The 12,471-nt window shown below is 69.1% G+C and carries 12 protein-coding genes; 6 read left to right on the plus strand and 6 right to left on the minus strand.

Annotated elements, in window-relative coordinates; genetic code table 11:
* Positions 1–14: 14 nt before the first annotated feature.
* On the minus strand, positions 15–305 hold the full coding sequence (locus ACQP2O_RS43575; RefSeq protein WP_433175103.1) for a transposase: 291 nt from the start codon (positions 303–305) through the stop codon (positions 15–17).
* 214 nt (positions 306–519) lie between these two features.
* Between ACQP2O_RS43575 and ACQP2O_RS43580 the strand changes: the two genes are divergently transcribed.
* Positions 520–1,299 carry a helix-turn-helix domain-containing protein gene (locus tag ACQP2O_RS43580; RefSeq protein ID WP_433175104.1) on the plus strand — a complete coding sequence of 260 codons (780 nt, stop codon included), beginning with the start codon at positions 520–522 and terminating at the stop codon, positions 1,297–1,299.
* Positions 1,290–1,385 (plus strand): DUF397 domain-containing protein, encoded by a 96-nt coding sequence (locus tag ACQP2O_RS43585; RefSeq protein WP_433175105.1) that lies wholly within the window; start codon positions 1,290–1,292, stop codon positions 1,383–1,385. Before ACQP2O_RS43580 ends, ACQP2O_RS43585 begins: the two co-directional genes overlap by 10 nt.
* 59 nt (positions 1,386–1,444) lie before the next feature.
* On the opposite strand, the gene ACQP2O_RS43590 is transcribed toward ACQP2O_RS43585, so the two are convergent.
* From ACQP2O_RS43590 to ACQP2O_RS43600, 3 genes are all read right to left on the minus strand, one after another.
* Positions 1,445–2,479 carry an SDR family oxidoreductase gene (locus ACQP2O_RS43590; protein WP_433175106.1) on the minus strand — a complete coding sequence of 345 codons (1,035 nt, stop codon included), beginning with the start codon at positions 2,477–2,479 and terminating at the stop codon, positions 1,445–1,447.
* A gap of 7 nt (positions 2,480–2,486) precedes the next feature.
* Positions 2,487–2,942 carry a MerR family transcriptional regulator gene (locus ACQP2O_RS43595; protein WP_433175107.1) on the minus strand — a complete coding sequence of 152 codons (456 nt, stop codon included), beginning with the start codon at positions 2,940–2,942 and terminating at the stop codon, positions 2,487–2,489.
* A gap of 107 nt (positions 2,943–3,049) precedes the next feature.
* The gene (locus ACQP2O_RS43600; RefSeq protein WP_433175108.1) at positions 3,050–3,610 is read right to left on the minus strand and encodes a hypothetical protein; all 561 of its coding nucleotides are present in this window, start codon (positions 3,608–3,610) and stop codon (positions 3,050–3,052) included.
* A 92-nt stretch (positions 3,611–3,702) separates the two neighbouring features.
* On the opposite strand from ACQP2O_RS43600, the gene ACQP2O_RS43605 reads away from it, so the two are divergent.
* Positions 3,703–4,848, plus strand: a complete 1,146-nt coding sequence (locus tag ACQP2O_RS43605; RefSeq protein WP_433175109.1) for a histidine kinase — start codon at positions 3,703–3,705, stop codon at positions 4,846–4,848.
* Positions 4,845–5,498: a response regulator transcription factor gene (locus ACQP2O_RS43610; protein WP_433175110.1), complete on the plus strand. Its 654-nt coding sequence runs from the start codon at positions 4,845–4,847 to the stop codon at positions 5,496–5,498. The genes ACQP2O_RS43605 and ACQP2O_RS43610 overlap by 4 nt, the downstream gene beginning before the upstream one ends.
* Before the next feature lie 14 nt (positions 5,499–5,512).
* On the opposite strand, the gene ACQP2O_RS43615 is transcribed toward ACQP2O_RS43610, so the two are convergent.
* A complete protein-coding gene (locus tag ACQP2O_RS43615; protein ID WP_433175111.1) occupies positions 5,513–6,916 on the minus strand; it encodes a glutamate decarboxylase in 1,404 nt (467 codons plus the stop codon).
* A gap of 234 nt (positions 6,917–7,150) precedes the next feature.
* On the opposite strand from ACQP2O_RS43615, the gene ACQP2O_RS43620 reads away from it, so the two are divergent.
* Positions 7,151–8,569, plus strand: a complete 1,419-nt coding sequence (locus tag ACQP2O_RS43620; RefSeq protein WP_433175112.1) for a glycoside hydrolase family 30 protein — start codon at positions 7,151–7,153, stop codon at positions 8,567–8,569.
* Positions 8,570–8,577: 8 nt separating this feature from the next.
* Here ACQP2O_RS43620 and ACQP2O_RS43625 read toward each other — a convergent pair whose 3' ends face one another.
* On the minus strand, positions 8,578–10,356 hold the full coding sequence (locus tag ACQP2O_RS43625) for a serine/threonine-protein kinase (protein WP_433175113.1): 1,779 nt from the start codon (positions 10,354–10,356) through the stop codon (positions 8,578–8,580).
* A 207-nt stretch (positions 10,357–10,563) separates the two neighbouring features.
* On the opposite strand from ACQP2O_RS43625, the gene ACQP2O_RS43630 reads away from it, so the two are divergent.
* Positions 10,564–12,462, plus strand: a complete 1,899-nt coding sequence (locus ACQP2O_RS43630) for a bifunctional metallophosphatase/5'-nucleotidase (RefSeq protein ID WP_433175114.1) — start codon at positions 10,564–10,566, stop codon at positions 12,460–12,462.
* The last annotated feature ends 9 nt before the right edge of the window (positions 12,463–12,471 follow it).

Consider the following 12,471-nt stretch of genomic DNA (forward strand, 5'->3'; position numbering starts at 1 on the left):
GTGGATCTTGGTGGTCAGATGTCCCAGGTGATCAGGCCTTTCGCGTCAGCCTGAGCCTGGAGCTGCTCGAAGATGCGGTGCCATGATCCGTCGCGCTGCCAGCGGCGGAACAGTCCGTACACGGTCTCCCACGGCCCGTACCGTTCGGACAGGTCCCGCCACGGTATCCCTGTCCGAGTGCGAAACCGTATGCCGTTGATCAGCTGCCGCTTCGTGTGGACCGGCGGCCGACCAGGCTTAACGCCCTTCGGCAGCAACGGTTCCAGCACCGTCCACTGAGCGTCTGTCAGATCTCCCCGAACCACGAGGAGCGATCATCGCACGCTCTTGATCCACTTCTAAAACAGGCCCTAGGACGGGAGAAATCCCGAATACCGCGAAGAAAGAATTCTTCACGGTGCTCAGCATGCAATGGGCACGCCTGGCGTTGTGGTCACCATTTCAGCGCAACATCCGTACGCTGACCAGCGAAGACGTCACTGCGGGAGGGAATCCGCAAATTCCGCAAGGAGGCATAACATGCCCACTCCCCCAAGCCCTACGCTGATCACACTCGGCCGCCTCGTCCGGCGTTACCGCGACGCGTCAAGCATCCTCCAGGCCGACCTCGCGAAAAGGCTCGGCTACTCCGACGGATGGCTGAGCAACATCGAGACCGGCCAGCGACGCCTCCGACGCGACCAGGTCACCGCCATCGAGCAGGAGCTGCGCGTCCCGCCCGGCGTGCTCATGGAGGTCTACGACCTACTCGAGAGTGAGAGCCTGCCAGGCTGGATGCGCGACTGGGTCGACGAGGAACGCCGCGCGTCGGCGCTCCGGGCGTTCGAACTCTCCGTCGTCCCCGGCCTGCTCCAGACGCCCGACTACGCCCGGACGGTCCTCGATGGCGACGAGGCGGCCGTCACCGCACGCCTCGAACGGCAGGCCATTCTCAATGGCGAAAATCCACCTACACTCAGGTGTGTACTGGACGAAACGGTCCTCACCCGCGGCTTCGGCGATGCGAAGGTGATGCGTGATCAACTAGAGCACCTGGTTAATTCCGTGTCCCCGCGACTCGCGGTCCAGATCGTCCCCTCCGGCGTTCGCTATGAGGGTCTGGCGGGCGCATTCACGATCGCAACCGTCGACGGCAGCGACGTGGCCTATGTCGACACCGCCGTCCGCGGTCTGGTCACGAGCAACCGGGACGACATCGCATGTCTCATCGACGTCTGGGAGTCGATCCGGACGTTCACCCTGTCCCAACGCGAATCGATCGAACTCATCAAGAGAACGGCAGACGAACAATGGACCTGAACAACGCAGCCTGGCGTAAGTCTCAGCGCAGCAGTACCAACGGTGGAAACTGCGTCGAGGTATGCGTCGCGGAGCAGGCGAAGTAACCTCGTCTCGTTCGATGCCCCCTGGCCGTGAACGGCCCGGCCAGGAGACATCGAACGGGTTAGTCCGCCACCAGTTTCAAACGGATGAGGCTTTCCCCGGTGTCGACGATCGTGGTCTCCGGGTCGCGGGGCGCCCACCCGAGCATGTCACGGGCTTTCTCGGTGTGCAGGACGGGAATTACGCCCAGGCGGCCGACCACTTCCTCCAGCGCGGGGTTGGACCGGGCCGCCTCGCGCACCTGATCGGCTGTCAACTCCTGCGTCGGCACCTTGGCCGCCGACGCGCCCAGGTGCTCGGCGAGTATCTGAGCGACCTGGAGGAAGCTGATCGCCTCGCCGCTGCCGGCCAGGAACCGCTCGCCGGCAGCGGCGGGATGCCTCATGGCCCGTACGTGGAGGTCCGCGACGTCGCGCACGTCCACCACGCCGAAGTACACCGGGGGCACCACCGGCATGCCGCCTTCAAGCATCGCCTTGACCAAGCCGGTGGAGGTGGACAGGTGCGGGCCGAGAAGTGGGCCGAAGATCCCGCTAAGGTTGATCACCGTCAGTTCGAGGTCGTTCCCTTCCGCCTGGGCGAAGTCCCAGGCGGCCCGTTCGGCGATCGCCTTCGACTTGATGTACGGGGGATTGTCGTCAGCGGGGTCCGTCCAGTCGGTCTCGTCGTACTCGTTGCCGGGCTTGTGGCTGTATCCCACTGCCGCGAACGACGACGTCATGACCACTCGCTTGACCTCGGCGTCGCGTGCGGCTCGTAGGACGCGAAGCGCGCCGTCCCGCGCCGGAGCGATGACCTCGTCGGGGTTCTCCGGTTGAGTGGCCGGAAACGGTGATGCGACGTGCAGGACGTAGGTGCACTCGGCCACCGCGTCGGCCCAGCCTTCGTCTGCGGACAGATCGGCGCTGACGATCTCCAGCCGACCGCCCGGATCGGCCACCATCGCCCGAAGCTCGGTCGCCCGCCTGGGCGAGCGGACGGTCGCACGTACCCGGTGCCCGTCCGCGAGCAGGCGGCCGACCACGTGCGACCCGAGGTAACCGCTGCCACCGGTCACCAGCACAAGACCATCGTCGTTCGTGGACTCCAGCGTCATGTCGTTCTCACCCCATCTCGGGCACCACGCGGATGATCTCCGCGATGACCTGGCGCTCGGTCTCGGCGTCGCCGCGCTCGCGCGCGTCCCACAATTCGGCCTTGAGCCGGAGGTAGCGCAGGCGGACCTGCATGCGTTCCATCTCTTCGGCGATCCGCTCGGCGTTCCGTTGGAACAGCTCGCGCATCTGTCCGGCCTCCCGGTGCCCCGAGGCCAGATGCCGGAGATAGGCCCGCATGTCCTGGACGCTCACCCCGGCACCTCGCAGACAGCTCAGCGCCTCGATCCTGTCCACCACGACGGCGCTGTAACGCCGGTGACCGCTGCTCTCGTCCCGGTCGACCGAGTCGATGAGGCCGATCTTCTCGTAGTAGCGCAACGTCGGTTCCGACAGGCCGCTGAGCCGGGAGACCTCCTGAATCGTCAGGGGCCAGGCGTTCTGAACCTTCTGTGCCGCCGTCATGCACCGAGTGTCGGATACTTGAAGTGCTTTAAGTCAAGCGCGATCACGCGCGATGCCCCTGCCCGGAGAGGGGACGCCGGAGGTCGTGCTACGGCACGCGCCGGGGCTCAGGCGACGGCGTGGACCGCGCGAGCGGCCAGGAGGCGGCTGCGGAGCAGGATGCCCAGGCGCGTGGCGACCACCATGCTGAGCGTGAAGAACAGGATCGAGTCGCCGAAGGCGGCCGGGCTGATGCGGTTCTCGACGAGGAACCGGCCCAGGTCCCGGGTGAACCAGTGCTGGCAGCCGTACACGAACAGCTGGCGCAGCACGGTGATCAGAACCCAGACGACAACGTACGCGTAACCGGCGTCGTACCAGCCCCTGCCCTCCTCGTCCACGCTCACGCGCAGCATCGCGCAGGCGAACACTCCCACCGCGACGCCACCGGCCAGCGCTGCGGCCTCCAGTGCCAGGCCACCGCCACCGGCGTCGAACTTCGGCAGGAAGAATGGCACGATCAGGACGCTGAGCAGAAGCGGCCGGAAGACGGCGAAGAGCGTCACCCGGTTGTGCCCCCAGTCCTTGATCAGGACGGCGGCGAAGATCACCAGGTTGACGATCGTTATGGCGGACAACATCTTCTCCTCGCGCTGCCCCGGCGCACCCCGGCCGGTCGTGTCCGTCAACGTACGAGGAGAGCCGGGTGGAGATCGTCCGCCTCCTGGTTGGATATCCGGGTGGAAGCCGCCGCATCACCGTGGTGGGGAGGGTGTGGATCGTGCGAAGGTCGTTTCGCGGCCGGTTGAGCGGCCAGTGGCCGGCCCGTGCGGCGATGCTCGCCGGGCTCGCGTTCATGGTGTGGGGGGAGACCGCCCACCAGGGAGCCGCCGGGCTGCACGGCGCGCAGCTGCGGACCTCGATCGCGCTGACGGTCGCGTCGGTCGCGTGGTTCGCCTGGGCGGTCATCGGGCCGCGCGGGAACGGCCCGGCGCTGCGAGCGGCGATCGCCTGCACCGGCCTGGCCGGCAGCGCGCTGCTGTTCGTGCACCCGCAGCCCGCCGTGTACTGGTTCACCTTCTGGGCGAGTGTGGACGCGGGGACCGTCTTCTCCCGCCGTGAAGGCACGGTGCTGATCGGCGGCTGCTGCGGCGTCCTCCTCACCGGCTACCTCTTCGGGTACGGCGACGCGCTCGCCACGTTCTCGGCGGTCACCTTCGTGGCCTACCTGGTCGGCCGCAACCACCGCCTCCACGCCGACCGCGCCGAGCAGGCGCGGCTGCTCGCCGAGCAGACCGTACTGGCGAGCGAACGCCAGGCGCAGGCGGCGACCCTCACCGAGCGCGGCCGGATCGCCCGTGAGCTGCACGACGTCCTCGGGCATTCGCTGACCGCCCTGTCCCTCCAGCTCGAGGCCGCCGACGCCGCGTTGGAGTTCGCCGACGACCCCGACCAGGCCCGGCGGCACCTCGCGCGGGCCCGGACGCTCGCGCGGTCGGGTCAGGAAGAGGCCGTCGCCGCCGTACGGACGCTGGGCGACGGCGAGGTCGCCGTCCAGGAGCTGATCGAGGGACTGGTCGAGGCGTTCCGCCATGACACGGGGGCGTCCGTCGAGTGGTCGCTGCGCGGTGACGCCTGGCCACTACCCGCCGACTCGGCGCTGGCGATCTACCGGGCCGTCCAGGAGTCCCTCACCAATGCCCGAAAACACGCGCCCGGCGCCGACGTACGCGTCAGCCTCGACTACCTCGACGACGGTCTGGCGGTCGAGGTGACCAACGGCGCGGCACGAGCGCGCGTCACCGACACCGTCGGCGGCGGATACGGGCTGTCCGCGATGCGGGAGCGCGTCCGGCTGGCCGGCGGCACGGTCACCAGCGGATCGACCGAGAACGGCTGGCGGGTGCACGCCCGGGTCGGCCGGTGAGCGAGCCCGCCGTCCGCGTGGTCGTCGCGGACGACCAGGCCACCGTACGGGAGGGGCTCGTCGCGCTCCTCGAACTGCTCCCGGGCGTCGAGGTCGTCGCCCAGGCCGAGGACGGGCACGCGGTGCTCGCGGCGGTCGCCGCCCATCGGCCGGACGTCGTGCTGATGGATCTGCGCATGCCGGGGATGGACGGAACACGGGCCACAGAGCGGATCGTCGCGGACCATCCCGAGGTCGCCGTCGTCGTGCTCACCTCGTACGCCGACGACGACTCGGTCCTGGCCGCCCTGGCCGCCGGCGCCCGCGGGTTCCTGACCAAGAACGCGGGCCATCGTGAGATCCGGCAGGCCGTCACCGCTGCGGCGGCGGGTCTGGCCCCCGTCGACCCGGCCGTCCAGGCACGCCTGGTCGCGACCGCCCGTACCGGGCGTGTTCCCGAACGCACGCGGCTCCCCGACGGGCTCACCGTACGGGAGGCCGAAGTGCTCACACTGATCAGTGCCGGGCTGTCGAACGGGCAGATCGCCGCCCGGCTGCACATCGAGACGGTGACCGTGAAGTCGCACATCAACCGGGCCTTCGCCAAGGCGGGGATCACCGCCCGAGCCGAGGTCGCCGGCTACACCGCCCGCCACGGCCTGACCGGCTGACCCCGCCTTTCCCCTCAATGGTGGAAGCTCGTGCCGTCCTCGGGGCCCATCATCGGCCGGGGCTGCTTTCGCAACCACGGCAGTAGGCTCACCAGGTCCTCGATGAGCCTGTCGGCGAGGTCCAGGGAGAATCCGTTCCGGACCACGATGCGGAGTACCGCCAGGTCCTGGCGGTTGGCCGGGAAGGTGTAGGCCGGCACCAGCCAGCCGAACTCCCGCAGCCGTCGAGAGACGTCGAAGACGTCGAACTCGGTCACGTCATCGGTGGTGGTGAAGGCGAGCACCGGTAGCTGGTCGCCTCGAGTGAGCAACCGGAAGCAGCCCATCGCCTCGATCCGCTCGGCCAGGTGCGTCGCGACGTCCCGGCTCGCCTGCTGGACGGCGCGATAGCCCTCGTAGCCGAGCCGCAGGAAGTTGTAGTACTGCGCGACCACCTGCGAACCGGGCCTGGAGAAGTTGAGCGAGAAGGTGGGCATGTCGCCGCCCAGGTAGTTCACGCGCTCGACGAGCTCTTCGGGCAGCGCGTCGCGGTCGCGCCACAAGGCCCAGCCCACTCCCGGGTACACCAGCCCGTACTTGTGGCCGGAGGTGTTGATCGAGGCGACGCGCGGAAGCCGGAAGTCCCATACCAGGTCGGGATCCAGGAACGGCGCGATCATTCCCCCGGATGCGCCGTCCACGTGGACGCGCACGGTCCACCCGGTGCGCTCCTCCAGCGCGTCGAGGGCGGCGCAGATCTCGGCGACCGGCTCGTAGCTGCCGTCCATCGTCGAGCCGAGGATGGCCACCACGCCGATGGTGTTCTCGTCACACCGGGCGGCGGCTTCTTCCGCACCGAGGTGGAACCGGTCGCCCTCCATCGGCACCTGACGCGCCTCCACCTCCCAGAAGTTGCAGAACTTCTCCCAGCACACCTGCACGTTGGTGCCCATCACCAGGTTGGGTCGCGCCCCGGCGGCGTACCGATCGGCGTTGCGGTGCATCCATCGACGCTTGAGCGCCATCCCGGCGAGCATGCACGCTTCGCTCGATCCGGTCGTTGAGCAGCCGACCGCGGTTTCGGGGTCGGGGGCGTTCCACAGGTCGGCCAGCATCGCGACGCAGCGGCGCTCCAGTTCGGCGACCTGCGGGTACTCGTCCTTGTCGATGATGTTCTTGTCGGCGGTCTCGGCCATGAGCGTGGCCGCCTGCGGTTCCATCCAGGTGGTCACGAACGTGGCGAGGTTCTGCCGGGAGTTGCCGTCCAGCATCATCTCGTCGTGGACGAGCTGATAGGCGGTCGCCGGTGCCATCGGACGCTCGGGAAGCCGATGCCGTGGGAGGACGGCCTCGACACCGGATACCGGGTCCGCCTCCCCGAACAGCGGATTCACGTGTAGCGGCCGTTGACGGCCGTCCTCGCCCTTGTGCAACGCCATCGGTCGTGACCTCCTTCGTCGGATTGCGCGAGCCGCAAGCCTGACAGGCAGCGCCTTAAGAGGAAGTATGTCGCGCAGTCCGGTGACGTGGCTCAGGCGAGTTCGGTCGTGTAACTTTCAGCCGCGCGTCGCGCGATGACCGGCCCGTACGTGGGGCGGGTCGGTCCGCGCTGGACGACACCGCGGCCGGGGTGTTCGACTCCCCATCCGGGATTCGCAATCGCGGAGGCTCGCATGTCTCGAACCGGACGCCGCGTCAGGCTGACCGCCACCACCGCCCTCGTCCTCGGTCTGGCGTATCCGATGCAGCCGGCGAATGCCGCGTCAGCGGTGACCGTCAACGGCGGCACGACGTACCAGAAGATCGACGGATTCGGTTTCTCCGAAGCCTTCGGCCAGGCCAACTCGATCCGCAATGCGACGAGCGCGACGCGGCAGCAGGCGTTGGACATGCTGTTCAGCACGACCAAGGGCGCCGGGTTCAGCATTCTGCGCAGCATCATCCCCTCGGGCAGCGACTCCATCGAGCCGAACGCCCCATCCAGCCCCTCGGCGACCCCCAAATACGTCTGGAACGGCAACAGCGACGCGCAGGATCAAGGGCAGGTGTGGCTGGCCAAGCAGGCGAAGAGCTACGGCGTCACGGGCTTCTACAACGACGCCTGGAGCGCGCCGGGGTTCATGAAGACCAACGGCAGCGAGTCCAACGGCGGCTCGTTGTGCGGCACCCCGGGAGCCTCGTGCGGTTCAGGTGACTGGCGGCAGGCCTACGCCGACTACCTGGTCCAGCACGCGAAGTTCTGGGCCTCGGCCGGCCTCACCCCGTCCGCGGTCGGCTTCGTGAACGAGCCGACCCTGAGCACGAGCTACTCCAGCATGCTGGTGAACCCGGCGCAGGCCGCGAGCTTCCTGTCGGTGTTCGGCCCCACCATGAAGGCCTCCGGCCTGACCACCAAGGTCGCGTGCTGTGACGCCCTCGGCTTCAACAACCTGCCCGGCTACGTCAGTGCCGTGCAGGGCAACCCGACCGCGAACTCCGGCGTCGGGCTGTTCACCAGCCACGGATACTCGGGCGCGCCGGCGTCCCCGATCGACACCGGCGGCCGACCGCTCTGGGAGTCCGAGTGGTCGGTGAACGGGAGTACGTGGACCACCGCGTGGGACGACGGCAGCGAAGGCTCCGGATTCACCTGGGCGCAGCGTGTCCACACGGGCCTGACCCAGGCCGGTCTCAGCGCGTTCCTGTACTTCTGGGGAGTCAGTTCGACGAGCCACGACAGTTCGCTGATCGGGTTGAGCGGCTCGACGCTGACACCGTCCAAGCGGTACTACGCGCTGGCCGGCTACAGCCGGTTCGTCCGCCCGGGCGCGACCCGGATCTCAGCCACCACCGGGGACGGCACCCTCAAGGTCTCCGCCTACAAGAACACTGACGGCTCCGTCGCCATCGTGGTCCTCAACACCGGTACGAACGCCACGTCGGCGACCTACACGCTGTCCGGCACCGGCGTGTCGACCGGAACCGTGACCCCGTACCTGACCAATGGGAGCAACAGCACCACGCCTCAGGGCACGACCGCCCTGAGCGGTGGCGCCTTCACCGCGACCGTGCCCGCACGGTCCCTCGTCACCTACCAGGTATCGCGCGGCTGACGGCAGAGCTAGGGCGTCGGTGAGGTCGTTCCCGACGAGCAGGCGTTGCGGGTCGGTGAGGCGCCCGCTGGACAGCCGTACCGGCGGACGCTCGCGATGATCTTGTCCAGATCGGCGTCGGTGAGCGCGCCGCGAACATCGCGGTCGGCGAAGACGGTGAACATCAGCGGGCCGGACGTCGCGGCGTTCTTGCCCGCCGCCATGGCGACCGTCTCGACGAGGGCGTGCGGCGGCGTGCAGGCGTCGTGCCGCGCGGTGGTGGTCACGTTGAACGACACGCGCGCCGCCTGGATGCCGTGCATCGTGACGGTGCCGGTCGGACCGGGCTCGGACTTCGGTGGGTGCGGCGGGGTGTCGACGCCGCCGTAGAGGGCCGACACCCATTTACGGGCCTCCGTCTGCGCCGCGCCGGTCAGCGCCGACATCTGATCGGCCCCCGGATTCGCCACCGGGTCCGAGCCGCCTCGAAGGCCGGTCTGCGCCCGCGTGCACTTGCCGTTCTGGCTGTCGGCCACCGCGTTCTCACCGGCGTACACCTGCCCCTGGTCATCCTGGACCCAGGATGACCAGTCGGGCGTCCGCACCTTCCACCGGGGAGGGACGTCGTACGCCACGCCCCACTTCGGCGCGAGGACGGCCTGCCAGCCTGGTGTCACGGGCCTCGGGTCCGACGGCACCTTCGCGGTGACGCTGTGGGAGGGCGTAGGGGTGGAGTGCGGCTTGCCGCCTTTGAAGACACCGCTGAGGGCGACCGCCCCGCCCCCGACCACGACGCCGGCGACCACGACCGCCGCCACCGCGGTGCGGACGGCCTTGCGGCGGCGCGGGTGCGATGATTCGGCGGTCGTCGCTTTTTGCCCGCCTTCCCACGTTTCGGTGAGCGCCGGCCGGTCGGGTCTCGTCGGCGGTGTCGGCATCGCCGAGTGGCGTGTGTCCTCGGACCCTCGGAGCAGGGCGGCGACGGCCGCCGCGCCGGCGGGCCGCTCGCCGGGGTCCTTGGCCAGCAGTTGCAGCGTCACCTTCTCCAGGTCCGCGGGCACGGCGGGGCGGCGGGCGCGCAGCGGGTCGGGAGCCTTGTTGAGGTGCTGGTACATGAGGGCGGCCGGGCCGGTGTCCTGGATGAACGGCGGAGTTCCGGTCAGCAGCTCGTACAGGACACAACCGAGGGCGTACAGGTCGACGCGCGCGCTGAGCTCCCCACCGCGGAACTGTTCGGGCGCCATATAGAGGGGTGTCCCGATGAAGCCGCCGGCGGCCGTGAGCCGCGTGGTGGTGTCGGCGAGCCGGGCTATGCCGAAGTCGCAGATCTTCACCCGGCCGTCGCCCAGCAGGAACAGGTTGGCCGGTTTGATATCTCGGTGAACGATGCCGTGCGCATGCGCCGCGGCCAGTGCGTCGGCGGTCTGCGTGGCGAGTGTGACCGCTTGGCCGATCGGCAGGCCATCGGCGTGCCCGGCAAGGAGCGTGCCGAGGTCCTGTCCGGTGAGCAGCTCCATTACCAGGAACAGCAGACGTCCTTGTTCGGACGGGTGCTCGTCGACGTCGAAGATCACGGTGATGCCGGGATGCTGGAGCGCCGCGGTGGTCTCGGCCTCACGCCGGAACCGCTCGGCCGCGGTCTGGTCGGCCGCCAGTTCGACGGGCAGAATCTTGATCGCGACCGGTCGGCGCAACCGCAGGTCGACGCCGCGCCACACTTCGCCCATGCCGCCGGCACCGATCCGTTCCTCGAGCCGGTATCGGCCGCACAGTTCCACTCCGCGCCGCAGGCCCGAGTCGCCGCGCAAGACGCCTCCCAATGGTCGTGATCAGCTACTCGCAGGACATTCCACCAGAACCTCCCAGGTCTCGCAGGCATCAGCGCGACAGATGCGGCACATCGGCGAGACCTCCGCGATCACCTGACGTTCATGCCATGGCCGACCACCGGTGGCGAGAGTTTGATCTCCGCCGGTTTCACTCGCCCTGCTTCCTCATGATCGGGAGATGGGCGAATGACGCAGGACCTGGGACGGCGGACCTTCCTGACGGCGACCGGTGCGGTGGCCACCATGGCGGCGATCGGCACTCCCGCGTACGCGACGGAGGACGCCCGCGACGCGGCCACCGCCGACGAGTACGTGGACGTGCAGCTCCTCAACATCACCGACCTGCACGGTTACCTGCACGGCAGCAGCGTGATCACCGGCGCCGGCGGCTCGCGCTACACCGTCGGCGGTGTCGGCTACCTCGCCGCCCACCTGAACCGGCTCCGCGACGGGCACCGTAACTCGATCTTCTTCGGCCCGGGAGACATGTTCTCCGGGTGGGAGTTCGACGCCGAGAGCGTCGCCGACGAGTCGACCGTCGAGGCGCTCAACCGCATGGACTTCCGGTTCAGCTCCGCCGGCAACCACGAGTTCGACAAGTCGCCGGGCTTCCTCACCGCGCACATGGAGCGCGGGATCCCGTTCCCCGAGATCGGCTGGGACGACGAGTTCGCCGACTCGACCGGCCGCCGGTTCCGGGGCGCGAGGTTCCGGTACTACAGCGCCAACGTCGTGTGGTCGGCGACCGGCCGGACGGTCGTCCCGCCGTACAACATCGAGTGGGTGGACGCGGGGCACGGGCGCCGCATCCCGATCGGGTTCATCCACCTCACGGCGTTCGGGACGGAGACCTTCCCGGCGTCGTTCCAGCCCGCGCTGAAGACCCTCGACGAGGTCGAGACGGTCAACCGGTACGCGGCCCTGCTGAAGGCGCGCGGCGTCAACGCGATCATCCTGAGCATGCACGACGGGGCCGTCGCGGGCAGCGACTTCAACAGCGGCAGCAGCCCGTCCGGCCCGGCGTACGACCTGGCCCGGCAGGTGTCCCCGGACGTCGACGCGATCGTCACCGGGCACTGGCACTGCCGGTTCAACATGATGGTCCCCGACCCGAACGGCGTCCCGCGTCCCTTCGTCGAGGCCGGCTGCAACGGCCAGCTGATCAACGAGATCAACCTGCGGCTCGACCGCCGTACGGGCAAGGTCATCCGCGAGCTCACGGTCTCCACCAACCACGCCAACACCCAGGACGTGACGCCGGACCCGGAGCTGCAGGAGGTCGCCGACTACTGGCTCGGCTTCGCCACCAAGCGGGGCCAGACCTCGATCGGCCGGGTCACCGCGTCGTTCACGCGCACCCGGAACACCGCCGGTGAGAGCACCATGGGCGACCTCGCCGCCGACTGGGCGTACTGGGCGGCCCGGCAGCCGATCGACCCGATCAACGACGGCAACGCCCACCGGAACGTCCCCGCCGACCTCGCGCTGATCGCCATCGCGCCGCGCGTCGGCCAGGGCGTCGTCGGCGGTGACCTGGTCTCGGCCGCGCCGGACGGGTCGATCACCCTCGCGCAGGCGTTCAAGGCCGTGGGGTACGGCGACCCGGTCGTCACCGCGACCGTCACCGGGCAGCAGATCCACGACGCGCTCGAACAGCAGTGGACCGCCGGTGCCGACGGCAAGGTCGTGTACGCGCCGTTCGCGGTGTCGCACAACGTCCGCTACACGTACGACGCGAGCAAGCCGGTCGGCGACCGGGTCGACCCCGCCGACGTGCTGATCGACGGCAAGCCCCTGGATGTCAAGCGGAACTACCGGCTCGCGACGATGGCCTACACGTTCGTCCAGGGCGACGGGTACGCCGCGCTGGCCGCGTACGACCGGCCGTACCGCAGCATCCGCGACTTCGAGAGCTTCGTGAAGTTCGTCCGCGACCAGAAGGTGCTGACCCCGGCTCCGCTCGACCGCGTCACGGCCAAGAACGCCGGCTTCGCCGCCCGCGCCCTCGAGGTCCCGGCCACCCCGTCCGACGAGCCCCGGACCGGCAACAACCTCACGTACGGCGACTTCCGGATCCCCTGCTGAAGCGCCTCC

Origin of the sequence: Actinoallomurus sp. CA-150999, from assembly GCF_050942425.1 — a bacterium.
In the GTDB taxonomy this organism is placed as follows: Bacteria; Actinomycetota; Actinomycetes; order Streptosporangiales; family Streptosporangiaceae; genus Actinoallomurus.